Origin of the sequence: Tritonibacter litoralis, from assembly GCF_009496005.1 — a bacterium.
GTDB classification, from domain to species: domain Bacteria; phylum Pseudomonadota; class Alphaproteobacteria; order Rhodobacterales; family Rhodobacteraceae; genus Epibacterium; species Epibacterium litoralis.
Genome location: NZ_WIBF01000003.1, coordinates 1 through 17,943, shown reverse-complemented (window position 1 = coordinate 17,943; position 17,943 = coordinate 1). Strand labels below are relative to the sequence as shown.

16 protein-coding genes and 1 tRNA gene are annotated in these 17,943 nt (G+C 57.8%); 11 read left to right on the top strand and 6 right to left on the bottom strand.

What is annotated here, in order from left to right:
* Positions 1-39: 39 nt before the first annotated feature.
* From GFB49_RS06350 to GFB49_RS06335, 5 genes are all read left to right on the top strand, one after another.
* A complete protein-coding gene (locus GFB49_RS06350; RefSeq protein ID WP_153215021.1) occupies positions 40-1,323 on the top strand; it encodes an ABC transporter substrate-binding protein in 1,284 nt (427 codons plus the stop codon).
* A 55-nt stretch (positions 1,324-1,378) separates the two neighbouring features.
* Positions 1,379-2,215, top strand: coding sequence for an ABC transporter ATP-binding protein (locus GFB49_RS06345; protein WP_153215020.1), 837 nt, complete (start codon positions 1,379-1,381; stop codon positions 2,213-2,215).
* A gap of 13 nt (positions 2,216-2,228) precedes the next feature.
* Positions 2,229-3,425 (top strand): phenylacetate--CoA ligase family protein, encoded by a 1,197-nt coding sequence (locus GFB49_RS06340; protein ID WP_153215019.1) that lies wholly within the window; start codon positions 2,229-2,231, stop codon positions 3,423-3,425.
* A gap of 106 nt (positions 3,426-3,531) precedes the next feature.
* The gene (locus tag GFB49_RS20995; RefSeq protein WP_194269280.1) at positions 3,532-3,657 is read left to right on the top strand and encodes a hypothetical protein; all 126 of its coding nucleotides are present in this window, start codon (positions 3,532-3,534) and stop codon (positions 3,655-3,657) included.
* A gap of 147 nt (positions 3,658-3,804) precedes the next feature.
* Positions 3,805-5,481 (top strand): ABC transporter permease, encoded by a 1,677-nt coding sequence (locus GFB49_RS06335; protein ID WP_153215018.1) that lies wholly within the window; start codon positions 3,805-3,807, stop codon positions 5,479-5,481.
* Positions 5,482-5,538: 57 nt separating this feature from the next.
* Here the strand turns inward: GFB49_RS06335 and GFB49_RS06330 are convergent, their stop codons facing one another.
* The 3 genes from GFB49_RS06330 to GFB49_RS06320 form a co-directional block, all read right to left on the bottom strand.
* On the bottom strand, positions 5,539-6,552 hold the full coding sequence (locus GFB49_RS06330) for an extracellular solute-binding protein (protein ID WP_153215017.1): 1,014 nt from the start codon (positions 6,550-6,552) through the stop codon (positions 5,539-5,541).
* Between the two features lie 233 nt (positions 6,553-6,785).
* Positions 6,786-6,911: a type B 50S ribosomal protein L36 gene (gene ykgO, locus GFB49_RS06325; RefSeq protein ID WP_008755722.1), complete on the bottom strand. Its 126-nt coding sequence runs from the start codon at positions 6,909-6,911 to the stop codon at positions 6,786-6,788.
* Between the two features lie 87 nt (positions 6,912-6,998).
* A tRNA-Val gene (locus GFB49_RS06320) sits at positions 6,999-7,073 on the bottom strand.
* Positions 7,074-7,230: 157 nt separating this feature from the next.
* Here GFB49_RS06320 and GFB49_RS06315 point away from each other — a divergent pair.
* Positions 7,231-8,091: an N-formylglutamate amidohydrolase gene (locus GFB49_RS06315; RefSeq protein WP_153215016.1), complete on the top strand. Its 861-nt coding sequence runs from the start codon at positions 7,231-7,233 to the stop codon at positions 8,089-8,091.
* A gap of 1 nt (position 8,092) precedes the next feature.
* Here the strand turns inward: GFB49_RS06315 and GFB49_RS06310 are convergent, their stop codons facing one another.
* Positions 8,093-9,346 (bottom strand): DNA polymerase IV, encoded by a 1,254-nt coding sequence (locus GFB49_RS06310; RefSeq protein ID WP_153215302.1) that lies wholly within the window; start codon positions 9,344-9,346, stop codon positions 8,093-8,095.
* 80 nt (positions 9,347-9,426) lie between these two features.
* On the opposite strand from GFB49_RS06310, the gene GFB49_RS06305 reads away from it, so the two are divergent.
* On the top strand, positions 9,427-9,846 hold the full coding sequence (locus GFB49_RS06305; protein ID WP_153215015.1) for an NUDIX hydrolase: 420 nt from the start codon (positions 9,427-9,429) through the stop codon (positions 9,844-9,846).
* A gap of 412 nt (positions 9,847-10,258) precedes the next feature.
* Here GFB49_RS06305 and pyrF read toward each other — a convergent pair whose 3' ends face one another.
* Positions 10,259-10,987 carry an orotidine-5'-phosphate decarboxylase gene (gene pyrF / locus GFB49_RS06300; RefSeq protein ID WP_153215014.1) on the bottom strand — a complete coding sequence of 243 codons (729 nt, stop codon included), beginning with the start codon at positions 10,985-10,987 and terminating at the stop codon, positions 10,259-10,261.
* Between the two features lie 232 nt (positions 10,988-11,219).
* Between pyrF and clpB the strand changes: the two genes are divergently transcribed.
* Positions 11,220-13,838 (top strand): ATP-dependent chaperone ClpB, encoded by a 2,619-nt coding sequence (gene clpB / locus GFB49_RS06295; RefSeq protein ID WP_153215013.1) that lies wholly within the window; start codon positions 11,220-11,222, stop codon positions 13,836-13,838.
* Between the two features lie 66 nt (positions 13,839-13,904).
* On the opposite strand, the gene GFB49_RS06290 is transcribed toward clpB, so the two are convergent.
* Positions 13,905-14,384, bottom strand: a complete 480-nt coding sequence (locus tag GFB49_RS06290) for a fasciclin domain-containing protein (protein WP_153215012.1) — start codon at positions 14,382-14,384, stop codon at positions 13,905-13,907.
* 301 nt (positions 14,385-14,685) lie between these two features.
* On the opposite strand from GFB49_RS06290, the gene GFB49_RS06285 reads away from it, so the two are divergent.
* The 3 genes from GFB49_RS06285 to msrQ all read left to right on the top strand — a co-directional run bounded on the left by GFB49_RS06285 (position 14,686) and on the right by msrQ (position 17,784).
* Positions 14,686-16,176 carry an FMN-binding glutamate synthase family protein gene (locus tag GFB49_RS06285; RefSeq protein WP_153215011.1) on the top strand — a complete coding sequence of 497 codons (1,491 nt, stop codon included), beginning with the start codon at positions 14,686-14,688 and terminating at the stop codon, positions 16,174-16,176.
* A gap of 70 nt (positions 16,177-16,246) precedes the next feature.
* The gene (gene msrP, locus GFB49_RS06280; protein WP_153215010.1) at positions 16,247-17,152 is read left to right on the top strand and encodes a protein-methionine-sulfoxide reductase catalytic subunit MsrP; all 906 of its coding nucleotides are present in this window, start codon (positions 16,247-16,249) and stop codon (positions 17,150-17,152) included.
* Complete coding sequence (gene msrQ / locus GFB49_RS06275) at positions 17,152-17,784, top strand: protein-methionine-sulfoxide reductase heme-binding subunit MsrQ (protein WP_153215009.1); 633 nt, start codon at positions 17,152-17,154, stop codon at positions 17,782-17,784. Before msrP ends, msrQ begins: the two co-directional genes overlap by 1 nt.
* Positions 17,785-17,943 lie beyond the last annotated feature (159 nt).

Genomic DNA, 17,943 nt, shown 5'->3' with positions numbered 1-17,943 from the left:
GCCCAAACATCGGAAAACACCATGGGAGGAAGAATACCGATGACACGCAAGTTGATGAGCGTCGCAGTGGCGGCGGCAATGATAGCAGGCCCAGCGGCGGCGGATCTGGTCTTCCCGGATCTGAGCTATCGCACCGGACCCTATGCGGCCGGCGGGGTTCCGTTTTCGGACGGGTATCAGGATTACTTTACCCTGGTGAATGAACGAGACGGCGGCATTGGTGGGGTCAAAGCCACCGTGATCGAATGCGAGACCGGCTATAACACCGAAAAGGGCGTGGAATGTTATGAAGCGACCAAAGACAAGGGCGCGCTGATCTATCAACCGCTCTCGACCGGGATCACCTATCAGCTGATCCCAAAGGTAACGGCAGATGGCATCCCGCTTCATACCATGGGGTATGGCCGCACATCGGCGGCTAACGGCAAGGTGTTCAGCCATGTCTTTAACTATCCGGCAAATTATTGGAATGGGGCGTCAGGCGTGATCAACCACCTGCTGGAGGAAAACGGTGGCGATCTGAAGGGCAAGAAGATCTCGCTGGTCTATCACAACTCGGCCTATGGCAAGGAGCCGATCCGCACGCTGGAGGAGCTGTCAGAGAAACACGGCTATGAGCTGAAGCTGTTGCCGGTGGATCATCCGGGTCAGGAGCAAAAATCCCAATGGTTGCAAATCCGCCGCGATCGCCCGGACTATGTGGTGATGTGGGGATGGGGTGTGATGAACCAGGTTGCGGTTCAGGAAGCTGCCAACATCCGCTTTCCGATGGAGAACTTTATCGGGGTCTGGTGGTCCGGTGCCGAACATGATGTGGCCGCCGCAGGGGCCAAGGCCAATGGGTACAAGGCCGTAACCTTCCACAATGTGGGCGATGATTTCCCGGTCTTTGATGACATGCGCAAATATGTGGTTGATGCGGGTCTTGCAGCAGGTGCCGGCGATAACGTGGGCAAAGTGCTGTATAACCGCGGCATGTATGCGGCAATGCTGGCTGTGGAAGCGGCCAAAACCGCTCAAGAGATGCATGACACCGGTGACATCACGGCGGCGATGATGCGGGATGGTATGGAAGCGCTGGTCATTGATGAAGCCAAAATGAGCGCGCTGGGCATGCCCAATTTTGGCCCGACCTTCAATGTGTCCTGTGAAAATCACGGCGGTCTGGGGTTGGTTGGCGTGACCCAATGGGATGCAGACAACCAGACCTGGTCGCTGATCTCGGACTTTAAACCGACAGATGGCGAGGTGATCGGCGCATTGGTGAACGAGGATTCCACCGCCTTTGCGTCGGAAAACGGCATCGAAGAACGTTGCAATTGATCACGACCCCCCGGCTGGCGTGGCTGGCCGGGGGTTTTGAACGGGAGGGATGCACATGTTGGATATGACCAAAACCGATCAGACGCCCGCAGCCGGGTTACTGGAAGTGAACAATATTGAGGTGATCTATAACCATGTGATCCTGGTTCTAAAGGGGGTGAGCCTGTCGGTCCCCAAAGGCGGCATCACCGCGCTTTTGGGGGGCAATGGCGCAGGTAAGACCACAACGCTCAAGGCAATTTCGAACCTGTTGCATTCGGAACGGGGCGAAGTCACCAAAGGCACCGTCAGCTATCACGGGCAAAATGTGCACGAACTGGATCCGGCTGCGCTGGTAAAGCGTGGCGTGGTGCAGGTGATGGAAGGGCGGCATTGTTTTGAACATCTCACCGTCGAAGAAAACCTGTTGGCGGGGGCATATACCCGCACCGATGGCGCGGCTGAAATCAAACGCGATCTTGAGATGGTCTATTCCTATTTTCCGCGTCTGAAAGAGCGACGCAAAAGTCAGGCGGGATATACTTCGGGTGGGGAACAGCAGATGGCGGCCATGGGGCGCGCGCTGATGAGCCGGCCTGAGACGGTCTTGCTGGATGAGCCCTCCATGGGTTTGGCACCACAGCTGGTGGAACAGATCTTTGAGATCGTGAAGGCCGTCAACGAACAAGAGGGCGTGACGTTCCTGTTGGCGGAACAGAACACCAGCGTGGCGCTGCGTTATGCCCACTATGGTTACATCCTTGAATCCGGCCGGGTGGTGATGGATGGCCCAGCGGCAGAGCTGCGGGAAAACCCGGATGTCAAAGAATTCTACCTCGGCATGTCCGAGGACGGGCGCAAGAGCTTTCGTGATGTGCGGTCTTATCGGCGGCGCAAGCGGTGGCTGAGTTAAGGGGGTAAACCATATGACATTTTTCGACACATTGGAGACCCGCTCGCAGGATGAACGCCAGGCGCAGCTGTTGGCAGGTGTAAATGAGCAGATCGCCCGTGTCTGCGCCGCTCCGGGAGCTTACCTTCAGGACATTGCGCCGCTTGTGGATCTGTCCGAGCTGGCGCGGCTGCCGGTGCTGCGCAAATCGGATCTGGTGCGCGCGCAACAGGAAAACCCACCCTTTGGCAATGTGCCGGTGGGCGAAATTGTGCATGTGTTTCAATCGCCTGGCCCGATCTATGAGCCGGGCGGAACACGCCGGGACTGGTGGCGCATGGGGCGGTTCTTGCATGCGGCTGGCATTGGGCGCACAGATGTGATCCAAAACTGTTTTGGCTATCATCTGACCCCGGCTGGCATGATTTTCGAAAGCGGTGCACAAGCGGTGGGCGCGCGGGTGATCCCGGCCGGCACCGGCCAGACCGAACTGCAGGTGACAGCGGCGCGGGACACCCGTGCCACCGCCTATGCTGGGACGCCGGATTACCTCAAGGTGATTTTGGACAAGGCCGACAGCATGGGCGTTGCGCTCACCTTTTCCAAAGCGGTGGTGGGCGGTGGTGCGCTGTTTCCTTCGCTCCGCCAGGAATATGCGGATCGCGGTATTTCATGCCTGCAAAGCTATGCCACTGCCGATCTGGGCAATATCGCCTATGAATCTGCGGCGATGGAAGGGATGATTGTCGACGAACATGTGGTGCTGGAAATTGTAACGCCTGGCACCGGCACCCCCGTGGCCCCCGGTGAAGTGGGCGAGGTCGTCGTGACCACATTGAACCCGGATTATCCGCTGGTGCGGTTTGCCACGGGGGATCTGAGCGCGGTGCTGCCGGGCATGTCTCCCTGTGGGCGCACCAACCTGCGGATCAAGGGCTGGATGGGCCGGGCCGATCAAACCACCAAGATCAAGGGGATGTTTGTGCGTCCCGAACAGGTTGCGGCTTTGGTCGACAAGCACAGCGAAATCCAGCGTGCCCGTGTTATTGCCAGTCGGGAAGGGGAGATGGACCGGATGACGGTGCAGATTGAGGCTGAAGGGGGCGATCAGACCCAATTTGCACGCTCCGTCATCGAGGTTCTGAAGCTGAAGGGCCAAATCGAAGTTGTGGCCCCTGGCGCCATCCCTCGCGATGGTTTGGTGATCGAGGATCAACGCGTCTATGACTGAGGCGCGCTGACCCAGCACTCTGACCCTGTGGCTGCAGAGGCCAAGTCATTGATCCCGAGATGGGCGCGTGTATCCGGGGCATGGTTGAAAAGGCATTGCCGAGCCGATGGCCAAGGAACTGGGTGTAGAAAAAGCGGCAGACCGCATTGCCTTGGTTTTGTCTGTCCTGTTTGGAATCGCCTTGATGCGCAAAAACTTCCAGCTTGGCGCTTTTCAGAAGATGTCCCAATAAGACTTGCAGAAACATGTTCGCAGTCTGGCGCAATTGGCCGTGGGGCTAGAGCTGTGACATCAGTGCGCTCTGTCGGTGGGGTTTTGCGCTGGCTTTCCTCGTGGGATTGATAGAAAAAAGGCCACCAATTCGCAGATGAGGCCACGCATGAGTGCCGTTGACCAGCAGAAAATCCTTGCCCCGCACGGGCGCCGCCGTACCTCTCATGCGGGTGGCGGGCTGTTCAAGACGCTCAGCTTTGGGATCGCACTGGCCTGTCTTTTGCCAATGGTGGCCGTGGCCATTGCGGCGCTGACTGGCGGGTTGGACACGGTGACCCATCTGGCTGAGACGGTGTTGCCGCGTTATCTGGGCGCGACCGTTTATCTGGTGGCTCTGGTCGCGGTGGGAACCTTTGCCATTGGGGTGGGTGCAGCCTGGATGGTGACCATGACGCGGTTTCCGGGGGTGCGCCTGTTTGAGATGCTGCTGGTCTTGCCACTGGCCTTCCCGGCCTATGTGCTTGCCTATGCCTATACCTATATTCTGGATCACCCGGGCATTGTTCAATCGACATTGCGCGACATGACCGGATGGGGGCCGCGCGATTATTGGTTCCCGGAAGTGCGGTCGCTGCCCGGCGCGGCTTTGATGTTGATTCTTGTGCTCTATCCTTATGTCTATTTGCTGGCACGCGCGGCCTTTTTGCAGCAATCCGCAGGCGCGTTTCTGGCCGCACGTGCGCTGGGAAAAACGTCGCTAGAGGCCTTTTGGCGGGTCAGCCTGCCCATGGCCCGGCCAGCCATTGCCACCGGGGTACTGCTGGCAATTATGGAGACGGTCGCGGATTTTGGGACGGTTTCCTATTTTGGCGTTCAGACCTTTGCCACTGGGATCTACACTAGCTGGTTCTCGCTGGGGGATCGCACCGGAGCAGCACAGCTGGCACTGTGCCTTCTGGCGTTTTCGTTGATGCTGTCGGTTGGAGAACGGATCAGCCGGGGCAAGGCGCGGTATCACCAGGCGGGCAAACAACATGCCAAGATGCCCCCGGCCGAGCTGAGCGGGCCGCGTATGATTGCGGCTTGGATCTTGTGTGGCCTGCCGGTTTTGTTGGGGTTTGTACTGCCGGTTGTGATCCTTTTTAGCATGGGGATGGAGTCAGAGCAGAACCTGATGAGCCGTCGGTATGTGCAGTTCATCCAGAACTCTCTCACCCTTGCGGGGACGGCGGCCGTCATTACGGTCACAGCTGCCGTGTGTCTGGGGATCTATCAACGCTTGCGCCCTGGTCGCACTTCGGCCTGGGCTTCTTATGCCGCGCGGTTGGGCTATGCGGTGCCAGGGGGCGTGATTGCGGTGGGGCTGATGGTGCCTTTTGCCGCCTTTGACAACGCGCTGGATGCTTGGATGCGGGCGACATTTGACATTCGCACGGGCCTGTTGGTGACCGGTTCGATTTGGTTGCTGGTGGCTGCGTATATGGTGCGGTTTCTGTCAGCGGCGTTGGGCGCCTATGAAGGCGGGCAGGCGACGGTGCACAGCAATATGGATGCGGCCGCGCGCTCCCTGGGGCAGACGCCGCTTGGCATGTTGCGCCGGGTGCATTTGCCGTTGTTGACGCCCAGCCTGTTGACCGCCTTGCTGATCGTCTTTGTCGATGTGATGAAAGAGCTGCCCGCGACCCTGATTATGCGTCCTTTCAACTATGACACATTGGCAGTTCAGGCCTATCGGCTGGCCTCGGATGAGCGGTTGGAAGGGGCGGCGGTGCCGTCGTTGGTGATTGTGGCCATGGGCCTTATTCCGGTGATCCTGATCTGTCGCCAGGTCGGACGCCGATAGGCAAACAAAAAAGGCGCAGGGGATGCCTGCGCCTTGTTCTGACCTTGGAGGGTGGCGTTATTTCCAACCCACCTCGTTAAAGATCTTCTGTGCAACGGGGATGTTTTTCGCCACTTCCGACAGCAGTACATCGTCCGCTTTGAACGCACCCAGTTTGGCAACGCTTGGGGCCAGTTCAACACCTGCAACAACTGGGAATTCGTCATTCCCACCCGAGAAGTATTTCTGCGCCGAGTCAGACGACAGGTACTCCAGGAATTTGATCGCGTTTTCCTTGTTCGGGGCGTGGGCCGCAACGCCTGCACCGGACAGGTTCATGTGTGCGCCTTCTGCCTCTTGGGACGGGAAGGTCCAGCCGATCATATCCAGGTGATCGGAAACACCTTTGACGTTTTTGCGGATCGCGCGCGCAAAGTAATAGCTGTTGGAGACCGCAATCTCGCACTCGCCAGAGACAATGCCACGCAGTTGGTCGGTGTCACCGCCCTGAGGCGCACGGGCCATGTTTTCAACGATGCCTGCCGCCCAGTCTTTGGCAACCTCTTCGCCGTGGTTGGTCACGATGGCGGCCAGCAGGGTCTGGTTATAGGTGTTGCTGGAGGAGCGAACGCAGACCAGACCTTTGTATTCCGGTTTCGCCAGATCCAGATAGGTGGCAGGCGGGGTTGCAACGTCAGCCTTGTCAAAGAAGATGATGCGCGAGCGCTGGGAGAAGCCGAACCATTGGTTGTCTTCATCCTGCAGATTGGCAGGGATCTTCTCTTCCAGAACGGCGCTGTCGATGGGCTGCAGAACGCCGGCGTTCTTTGCGCGGGACAGGCGGGAGGTGTCGACGGTGACAAAGACATCTGCTGGCGAGTTTGCGCCTTCGGCTTGCATACGGGCCAAAAGCTCATCTGCCTTGCCTTCGATCCGGTTGATCGTGATACCGGTGGCCTCTTCGAATTCTGTATAGAGCTGCTCGTCAGTGTCGTAGTGACGTGAGGAATAGAGGTTCAATTCACCTTCGGCAGCGACCGTGGTGGCAACGGCTGCGGTCAGCGCGCCAAGAAAGAAAGTTTTTGTGGTCATTCGAAATGTCCCGTTTTCAGACTGAATTTCTCGAGTCGGTACCCGACTGAAACTGTCAATTAAAGTATTATGCGTTGGATGCAAATGTTTTCCGATAGGAATAGTCAGAAATGTGATGGGCGGGTTGTCCTAGATCAAACGGAGCTGCAGAAAACAGACCCCCAAACAGCAAAAAACCGCATCGGATGATGCGGTTTCCTGAAAATTCCGTGGCGTCGATCCTTGGATCTAACTCAGCCCTGGCGCGCTTTGAATTTGCGCTGGGTCTTGTTGATCACATAGACGCGGCCCTTGCGACGCACAATGCGGCAATCACGGTGCCGGTTCTTGAGCGAGCGGAGCGAGTTCTTGACCTTCATGGCCTCTCTCCTATTACTGCGGCGCGCGAACCAGCGCCTGGGTTGACGGGTGTTTCGATCTGCGGTCAGATCAAAACAATGAAATCATGGTGGGCGATACAAGGTTCGAACTTGTGACCCCTTCGATGTCAACGAAGTGCTCTACCACTGAGCTAATCGCCCATGATTACCTGCACTTCACTGCCCCCTCAAAGTAAAGGGGCGCGGAGATCCGCGCCGGTGAAGGGGTCTATAATAAGAGTCGCAGACGGGCGCAAGAGCTTTTGGCAAAGGAATTTCCAGTCTAAGGTGTTTCTTGTAACAAATTGTCGGAGCCGGAATGACGGAGAAAGCTTTTCGATTGGAAATGCCGCGTGTTCTGCGTTCTGGCATTGTATTTGCCTCACCCCACAGCGGTGACAATTACCTCGGCAGCTTCTTGGATCGCTCGATTCTAAACGACTTGCAGATTCGCAGCTCTTCCGATGCCTATGTGGATGCCCTGTTTGCGATGGCTCCAAAATTTGGCGCGCCTTTGCTGGCCGCAAAGGTGCCGCGTGCTTTTGTGGATCTGAACCGCGCGCCGGATGAACTGGATCCAGCCTTGATCCGGGATGTACCAAAAAAGGCGCAAAATCCGAGGGTTGCCTCGGGCCTTGGGGTGATCCCGCGGGTGGTTGCAAATGGCCGGGCCATCTATTCTGGCAAGTTGTCACGGCAAGAAGCCGAAGACCGGCTGGCGCAGTATTGGCACCCATATCATCGCCAGCTCAAACAGCTCATGGAGCAGGGAAAACGCCAGTTTGGGGCGAGCGTTTTGATTGATTGCCATTCGATGCCCCACGAGGCCATCGGTGAGCCGCATTTGCGCAACCAGCGCAAACCAGAAGTAGTATTGGGGGATCGTTTTGGCGCATCCTGCAGTTCGGAGGTAATGGATCAGGTCGAATCGGCCTTTGTGCGTGCGGGGCTGACAGTTGCACGCAATGCGCCGTTTGCGGGGGCTTACATTGCCCAGACCTATGGGCGGCCCTCCCATAATCAACACGCGGTTCAGGTTGAAATCGACCGCTCGCTTTATATGGACGAACGCTCGATCGAGCCGCATGGCGGTTTTGACGCGCTGCGCCGGGTGCTGACGGATGTGGTGGCGGATTTGGTGTCCATGGGACAAGACCAGCTGCCCATTGCGGCAGAGTAGCCTAGCGCAAAGCGCGCCCTTTCAGGATCGCGCCATCTCCGAATTTGGCACGTATCTTGTCGGCGGCCCGCTCTGCATTTGCGCGTTGCCCGGCCTTGGGGTCCAGAAGGTCTGCGGTCATATCGGCCTGCGATTCTGGAACCAGATCTGAAATCCCACAGCCAATCAGTCGAAACGGTCCTTCGGCCACCGCGCTGTCCAACATGTCCCGCGAAGTGCGGTAGATCTGATCGGCGATCTGAGTGGCATCGCGCAGCGAGGTGCGGCGGGTCAGAGTGGAGTGGTTGGCGCGTTTCAGCTTTAACGTGACCACACGGCCCGCCAACCCCTTGGCCTTGGCGCGGTCCGCGACTTTTTCAGCCAGCCGCCACAGATGACCGTCCAGCACCTTCAGATTCTGGGTGTCTTCAAAGAATGTCGTCTCGGTCGAAATGGACTTCATCGGAGTGCGAGAAGACACGCGGCGCCGGTCCTGGCCCCGTGCAAGGTGAAACAGCCGTTCGCCCATGCTGCCAAAACGCTGGACCAGATCTTGTTGTTCCCATCTGATGAGATCTGAAAAAGTGCGAATGCCAGCCTTGGCCAGCGATTCTTGGGCTGCCGGCCCAATGCCCCAGATCAACCGCACCGGTTTATCGCGCAGAAACTCCTGCGTCTCCTCCAGGCCGATCACCGAAAATCCGCGGGGTTTGTCGAGATCTGAGGCCACTTTGGCCAGGAATTTGTTGTGGCTGAGACCGATAGAGCCGGTGATGCCCAATTCATCCTTCATCCGTTTGACCAGCCGCGCCAGCATAATGGCCGGGGGCGCATTGTGCAGCTTTTCGGTGCCCGTCAGATCCATAAAGGCTTCGTCCAGTGACAATGGTTCCACCACCGGCGTCAGCTCATCCATCATTGCGCGCACCTGTCGGCTGACCTCCACATAGGCCTGCATGCGTGGTTTGACGACAACGGCATCCGGGCAGAGCTTCAGCGCCTGAAACATCGGCATGGCCGAGCGTACGCCACGAATACGGGCCAGATAACAGGCTGTGGAGACCACGCCGCGTTTGCCGCCCCCCACAATGACTGGTTTGTCGGCCAGTTCCGGATTGTCCCGTTTTTCGACACTGGCAAAGAAGGCATCGCAATCCATATGGGCGATCGACAGGGAAAACAGCTCTTTATGTTTTAGGATCCGGGGGCTGCCGCAATGCGGGCAGCGGCGGGCCGGCGCAATAACGCTCAAACAATCGCGGCAGAGGGCTTCCATTTTCATGTCCGGTTGCGGGAGGGAACATCCCATCCTATCTATGCGGCAGGGATTTGTCTTTAGCGATTACCGAGGCGAGAATGTCATTTACTGGCGCAAAACTGGCCCTGTTTCTGGGCGCAAAACTGGTGGTTATTCTGCGCGATGACAAGCCTGACATTCCTTTTCCGGCCTTTTGGGATCTGCCGGGAGGCGGGCGTGAAGGGGATGAGACCCCCAAGGCCTGCGCCTTGCGGGAAACCGAGGAGGAAATCGGCCTTGCGCTGGAAGAGATCGACATCGTCTGGGCACGGGAATACCAATCCGGCGCTGAGGTGACATGGTTCTTTGCGGCCCATCTACCGGACAGCGCCATCGATGATGTGCGGCTGGGAGATGAAGGTCAGCGTTGGGAGATGATGTCGCCCGAGGATTACTGCGCACATCCCAAGGCGGTTCCCAACTTCAAACTGCGCTTGCAGGATTACTTGGATGCCAAAAGCGTAGAATTTTGGGATTGAGCTTGGGCGTATTGCCGCTTGTGAGTGAAATCCAACGCCCCAAAACAAAGTCCCCCGCAGATGCGGGGGAAGTTGACGGGTTACAGGAAGAACAACCCGTCAGGGGAGTGTCCTAGTCACAGGTTCCCGCAGTTTTCGCCATTTCGCAAAGGTTTGCGGTTCCGGAATCAAAGGCGGAAGAATCACCTGTGCTTTTTCTATCACATGCAATTTTTTTAGGAAAACTGGTGAGGATCGGAAAAATTCCGCATTCCCAGTCAGTTGACGCAATTGCCGTGAACGTCAACTGAAGTGATTTGGGCGGACTTTAGCCGACGGGAAAATATTTCTCGGCGGCGCAAATTTAAGCAATTTCCTTAGCAAAAGGTTAACTGCTTCGATAACGCTTGAGTTGAGCTGCGCGGCTCACATGTTATCGGTTTGGTTTTTGTGCTTGGGGGCTTTGCAGTTCGGTCAGAATGGCTGCGGCTGCGGCCCGCGGATCTTCGGCCTTCCAAATTGGTCGTCCCACAACAATATGGTCCGCTCCGTCTGCAATGGCATTGGCAGGAGTTGCAACGCGTTTTTGATCGCCGAGATCCGCACCAGCCGGACGGACACCCGGGGTCACGATCAGCTTGCCCTCGGCTTCGGGCAGGGCGCGGATCAGCGCGGCCTCTTGCGGGCTGGCGATCACACCATCTGCGCCCGCGGCCAGGGCATTCCCGGCTCGTTCGATCACCAGATCTTTGACCGCACCGTCCTTGATCAGTGCTCCGTCCAGATCCTGACGGTCCAGTGAGGTCAGGATGGTCACTGCAAGGATCTTGAGATCCTTGCCGCCCGCGCCCTCTTTGGCGGCTTTGACCACATAGGGGTCGCCGTGCACAGTCAGGAAATCGAGATCAAACTGAGCCAGCCCCCGCACCGCGTTCTCCACCGTGGCACCAATATCAAACAGCTTCATGTCCAAGAAGATACGCTTGCCGTGTTCCTGTTTCAGCTCATTGGCGAGCGCCAGACCGCCGCCTGTCAGCATGCCCAGACCAATTTTGTAAAAGGAGACGGCATCGCCGATCTGCTCCGCCAGCTTCAGCCCGGCCAGCGCGTCGGGAACATCCATGGCAACAATCAGGCGGTCGTCTGCTGTGGGCTGGGTCATCTTTTGTACTCCGGGCTTTTAGGGGAACTTGCGCTTTCCTAATCGGGACGGGCGCGGCTGAAAACCCCCGATCCTTCCCCAATTTGCGCCATATCAGGGAAATCTAAGCGAATTTGGCGCATAGTCTTGAAGTGGCGGGGAATCTGCCCAAATTTGAGGATGAGGCCCGAACCGGGACGTGCTGCCAAGCGGGCGTTCCACCATAACCGGGCGCTTGGAAAAGGAGAACGTGATGGACTTGAACAAGTTCACAGAGCGGGCACGGGGATTCGTGCAGGCGGCGCAGACCATTGCGCTGCGTGAAGGGCATCAACGGATGATGCCGGAACATCTTTTGAAATCACTAATGGATGATGATCAGGGGCTGGCCAGCAACCTGATTTCGCGTGCGGGCGGCGATGCAGCCCGGGTTGCCGAAGCGGCGCAGGCAGCGGTTGATAAATTGCCCAAGATTTCGGGCGATGCCGGTCAGATCTACCTGGATGGCCAAACCGCCAAGGTTCTGGATGAGGCGGCCAAGATTGCGGAAAAGGCTGGCGACAGCTTTGTTCCGGTGGAACGTCTGTTGATGGCGCTGGCCTTGGTCAAATCCAAGGCAAAGGATGCGCTGGTGGCGGGGGATGTTTCTGCTCAGAAGCTGAACGAGGCGATCAACGACATTCGCAAAGGCCGAACCGCAGACAGTGCCACCGCCGAGGAAGGCTATGACGCGCTGAAGAAATACGCTCTGGACCTGACCGAACGCGCGCGTGAGGGCAAGATTGACCCGATCATCGGACGTGACGAGGAAATCCGCCGCGCCATGCAGGTGTTGAGCCGCCGGACCAAGAATAATCCGGTGCTGATTGGTGAACCCGGCGTGGGTAAAACCGCGATCGCCGAAGGGATGGCCCTGCGGATCGTCAATGGGGACGTGCCGGAATCCTTGCGCGACAAACAGCTGTTGTCGCTGGACATGGGCGCGCTGATTGCCGGTGCCAAATACCGGGGTGAGTTTGAGGAACGTCTAAAGGCGATCCTGACCGAGGTTGGCGAAGCCGCTGGTGAGATTGTGCTGTTCATTGATGAGATGCACACGCTGGTGGGTGCCGGGAAATCAGACGGTGCGATGGATGCGGCGAACCTGATCAAACCGGCGCTGGCGCGGGGTGAGTTGCACTGTATCGGCGCGACCACCCTGGATGAATACCGTAAATATGTGGAAAAGGACGCAGCCCTTGCCCGCCGGTTCCAACCGGTGTTGGTAGAGGAGCCAACGGTTGAAGACACCGTTTCCATCCTGCGCGGCATTAAGGAAAAATATGAGCTGCACCACGGTGTGCGGATCGCAGATGCGGCGCTGGTTTCGGCCGCGACCTTGTCGAGCCGCTATATCACCGACCGCTTCCTGCCGGACAAGGCGATTGATCTAGTCGATGAGGCTGCCAGCCGTCTGCGCATGCAGGTGGACAGCAAACCAGAAGAGCTGGATGCGTTGGACCGCCAGATCCTGCAACTGCAGATCGAGGAAGAGGCGTTGAAACTGGAAGAAGACGCCGCTTCACAGGATCGGCTGGAGCGTCTACAAAAGGAACTCTCGGACCTGCAAGAGCAGTCTGCCGAGATGACCGCCCAGTGGCAGGCCGAACGAGACAAGCTGGCGTCTGCGACCGAGGTCAAGGAACAGCTGGAAAGGGCGCGCTCTGACTTGGAGATTGCGACTCGAAACGGCGATTTTGCCCGCGCGGGTGAATTGTCCTATGGGGTTATTCCGGGGCTGGAAAAACAGCTGGCGGATGCCGAAGACAAGGAACAACAGGGGCTGATGGTCGAAGAGGCCGTGCGCCCGGAACAGATCGCCGCCGTTGTGGAGCGCTGGACCGGAATTCCGACCTCGCGCATGCTGGAAGGCGAGCGTGAGAAACTGTTGCGGATGGAAGAGGAGCTGCACGCGCGGGTCATCGGCCAAAACGCAGCGGTGACGGCCCTGTCCAATGCGGTGCGCCGGGCGCGTGCGGGTCTGAATGATGAAAACCGCCCGCTGGGATCGTTCCTGTTCCTTGGCCCCACCGGTGTCGGTAAAACTGAGCTGACCAAAGCCGTGGCCAATTTCCTGTTTGACGACGACAGCGCCATGGTGCGCGTGGATATGTCCGAGTTTATGGAGAAACACGCGGTTGCGCGTCTGATCGGTGCCCCTCCGGGTTATGTCGGCTATGATGAGGGTGGCGTGTTGACCGAAGCCGTGCGGCGCAAACCCTATCAGGTGGTCTTGTTTGATGAGGTCGAAAAGGCGCATCCGGATGTGTTCAACGTCTTGTTGCAGGTCCTGGATGATGGCCAGCTGACCGATGGGCAAGGGCGGACTGTGGATTTCAAACAGACGCTGATTATCCTGACCTCGAACCTGGGGGCACAAGCGCTGAGCCAGCTGCCTGAAGGGGCCGATGCCTCGGATGCCAAGCGGGATGTGATGGATGCGGTCAAAGCGCACTTCCGGCCTGAGTTCCTGAACCGCTTGGATGAGACCATCATCTTTGACCGCCTGGCGCGCGAAGACATGGATGGTATTGTCAAGATCCAGCTGGCGCGTCTGCTGAAACGTCTGGCCGGGCGCAAGATTGATCTGGTGCTGGATGAGGCCGCCAAAACCTGGCTGGCGGACGAAGGCTATGACCCGGTCTTTGGCGCGCGGCCTTTGAAACGGGTGATCCAGCGCGCGCTGCAAAACCCGTTGGCTGAGATGCTGCTGGGCGGTGACATCATGGATGGCGATACCGTGACGGTCTCGGCTGGGAAAGAGGGTCTGGTGATCGGGGATCGGGTTGGAAACTCTGGCAAGCCCCGCCCGGATGACGCGGTTGTGCACTGACCGCTTTGCACGAAGCGATATTTGATGTGAGGACGCGCCGGATCTCCGGCGCGTTCTTTTTATGGGTTATTCCGGTAGGATGACCTGATCGATCACATGGATCACACCATTTGAGGCAGCGATATCCGCCTGCACCACATTCGCGCCATTCACGGTTACGCCGTCGGAGGTTCCAATGGTCACCTCGCTGCCCTGAACGGTGGCAGCCTTCATCCCGTCGCTCAGATCGCCAGACATGACCTTGCCCGGTACCACATGATAGGTGAGGATCGACACCAGCTGATCTTTGTTTTCAGGTTTCAGCAGTGAGTCCACCGTGCCATCGGGCAGCGCGGCAAAGGCGTCATCGGTGGGAGCAAAAACGGTAAAGGGTCCGTCGCCTTTGAGGGTCTCTACAAGGCCTGCTGCCTGAACAGCGGCAACCAGCGTGGTGAAACTGCCGGCGCCCACGGCGGTGTCGACGATGTCTTTGGAATGTCCGTCCGCGCATGCGGGCAGAGCAAAAACAGTCACGGCGCTGAGGGTCATAAAAGTACGGCGTAGCATGGGTGATCTCCTGTTGCAGTAAAATGCTCCCGCGTTGGAAACATTGACGCTGCTACGGGGGATCTGGCGATTTGGTTCACGCAGCCTGTGCAAAAGATTTTCTGGACCACGGAGCTGCATGTCCTAAGCTCGGTCGGGAAAAAATTTCAATTCACGGTGATGTGATGTTTGTTTCGCGACTTTGCAGGGCAAACAAAGTTCCGTGAGGGCGCGGCCTGGAAAGGGCGCGGTTATCACTTCACCTATATATAGAAGCCATGCGTTGGGCGCGACCTAATGCTGAATTTGTTTGGAGGGTGCCATGGGTTTTGCTTTGCACGCGTTGGAAGTGCTGGTCTATGTCTTTGTATTGATGATTGGGGTCGGAGCTTTTGTGGGGCTGGGCCTGTTTGTCATCGACCGCCGCCAGACCAAGGATGCGATCCGGCGCAATTACCCGGTGATCGGGCGTTTCCGGCATCTGTTTTCCGAACTGGGCGAATTCTTTCGCCAGTACTTCTTTGCCATGGACCGCGAAGAGCTGCCATTTAACCGGGCCCAACGTGATTGGGTTGGCCGCGCCGCCGTTGGGGCGGGCAACACCATTGCCTTTGGTTCGACGCGTAACATTGCGGTACCTGGCACGGCGATCTTTGTGAACGACCCCTTCCCCAAGCTGGACGCCGATTTTGCCAAGACGGAACCTTTGGAAATTGGTCCCACGGCGCGGGTTCCGTTTCATGCACCCTCGATTTTTAATATCTCGGGCATGAGCTATGGCGCGCTGTCCAAACCGGCTATTCAAGCGCTGAGCCGCGGGGCCAAAGAGGCAGGCGTGTGGCTGAACACGGGCGAAGGTGGTCTCAGCCCGTTTCACCTGGAAGGCGGCTGTGACATCGTTTTCCAAATCGGCACCGCTAAATACGGTGTGCGCAACCCCGAAGGTGGGATCAGCGACGACAAGCTGCGCGCAGCTGCGGCCCATGACCAGGTGCGTATGTTTGAGATCAAGCTGTCTCAGGGGGCCAAACCGGGCAAGGGCGGCATCCTTCCAGCCGAGAAGGTCAGCGCCGAGATCGCGGCAATCCGCGGGATCCACGAAGGCGAGGCGAGCATTTCTCCGAACCGCCATCCAGAGATCGCCAGCTGGGATGATCTACTGGATATGATCGCTCATGTGCGTGAGGTTACCGGCAAGCCTGTTGGCATCAAAACCGTGGTGGGGGGAGAGGCGGTGATGCGCGAGATGTTCATGAACATCGCCAGCCGTACCGAGGATGCGCCTGATTTTATCACCATTGATGGCGGCGAAGGCGGAACCGGCGCGGCCCCCATGCCCCTGATGGATCTGGTCGGCATGTCCGTGCGCGAAGCACTGCCAATGGTTTGTAACCTGCGCGACGAATATGCACTGCACGACCGTATCCGTCTGATTGCCAGTGGCAAGCTGGTGAACCCCGGCGATGTGGCCTGGGCCCTGGCCGCGGGGGCAGATTTTGTCACCTCAGCGCGGGGCTTTATGTTCTCATTGGGGTGTATCCAGGCTTTGAAATGTAACAAGAACACCTGCCCAACCGGCATCACTACCCATGACCCGCGGTTTCAAAAAGGTCTTGTGGTTGAGGAAAAACACGCGCGTGTCGCCCGTTATGCCCAGGAGCTGGTGCATGAGGTTGAGGTGATCGCACATTCCGTAGGTGTTGCGGAACCGCGCCAGATCCGCCGCCGCCATGTCCGCATCATGCAAGAGGGCGGGCACTCGCGTCCCATGAACGAGCTGATGCCAAGTTACAGCGCTGTCGCGGAGTCGTGATGGAATATTCTTTGAGCCCAGAGCGTAGCCTTAGCTATGACTTCGCCTTAAGCACGTAAAGGAGCCCGGCATGGCATACCGTTGGAAAAACGACCTCACGACCGCAGATGTGACCCCAGAAGATCTGTTCTGGAACCGCCGTAAAATCCTGGCAGGTCTGGCAGGTGCCGGCTTGTCCGGGATGGCGGGCACCGCCGCGCAGGCCCAAGAGACGCTGACGCCCAATACATGGGAAGAGGTCACGAACTATTGCAATTTCTATGAGTTCGGCACCCGCAAAACCGACCCAGCAGATAACGCAGGTCAACTGACAACCACGCCCTGGAGCGTGACAATCGATGGTCTGGTGGACAATCCCGGTGACTATGCGTTGGGCGACATCCTGTCCGAGATGACAATCGAAGAGCGCATCTATCGCTTTCGCTGTGTGGAAGCCTGGTCCATGGTGGTGCCGTGGAACGGATTTGAACTGGCCGACCTGTTGAATTTGGCAGGCGTTCAGGATGGGGCGAAATACGTCTCCTTTGAAACACTGTATCGCCCTGCGGAAATGCCCGGCACCGCTTATCCTGTGTTGGACTGGCCCTACCGCGAAGGCCTGCGCCTGGATGAGGCGATGAACCCGCTGACGCTGATGGCCACCGGTATCTTTGGCAAACCGCTCCCCAATCAAAACGGGGCGCCCCTGCGTCTGGTGGTGCCTTGGAAATACGGGTTCAAGTCGATCAAATCGATCGTCAAAATCACCCTGACCGAAGAGCAGCCGGATACCAGCTGGAACATGGCCAATGGCCGCGAATACGGTTTTTATTCCAACGTGAACCCAAATGTGGATCACCCCCGTTGGAGCCAGGCTTCCGAACGTCTTCTGGGGGGCGGCATCTTTGCCCAGCGTCAGCCGACGTTAATGTTCAATGGTTATGAAAAAGAAGTCGCGCATATGTACGATGGAATGGATCTGCGAAAGTTCTACTGATGCTCACAATTGCCCGGGACCAGCTGAACCGGCTGGTCCGCTGGATCCCGACCTGGTGTTTATATGTCTTGGGGGCATTGCCTGCCCCCTGGCTGTTTTACCTTGGGGTTACAGGCGGCTTGGGCGTGGATCCCGTAAAGGCGATTGAGCACCGCTATGGCGAACTTGCGTTGCAGTTCCTGATTGCATCCCTGTCGATCACCCCGCTGCGACGCTATCTGGGGCTCAATCTGATGAAGTTTCGCCGGGCGATTGGCTTGCTGTGTTTCTTCTATGTGTGCTGCCACCTTCTGGTCTGGCTGGTCCTGGATGTTCAGATCCTCTCACAGATTGTCACGGACATCCTCAAACGCCCATTTGTGACCATTGGCATGGGCAGCTTCTTGCTTCTGCTGCCTCTGGCGGTGACCTCCAACACAGCCTCGATCCGCAAACTGGGCAGCCGCTGGCGTAAATTGCACCGCCTGGTCTATCCCGCAGCGGTTTTAGGCGGAGTTCACTATGTCTGGCTCGCAAAGGGGTTCCAGATCGAGCCCTTGGCTTATCTCTGCGGGATCGCGGTGCTGCTGTTGCTGCGCATGCCTCTGGTCGACCTCGTGAAGCGCCGTTTGTCACCAGCGCAAACACTCTGAGAATGTCAGTTTTTTACGCAAAGTGACGTGCGTATGAAAAAAATGCGAAATTCTTGAAAAAAGGGGTTGCGCCTATCCCGCCTTACCCGTAAAAGCCCCTTCACCGGCGGCGCTGAGGCGCTGCGGGGCGCGGCGGGGACGCTGCGGGACACACCGGAG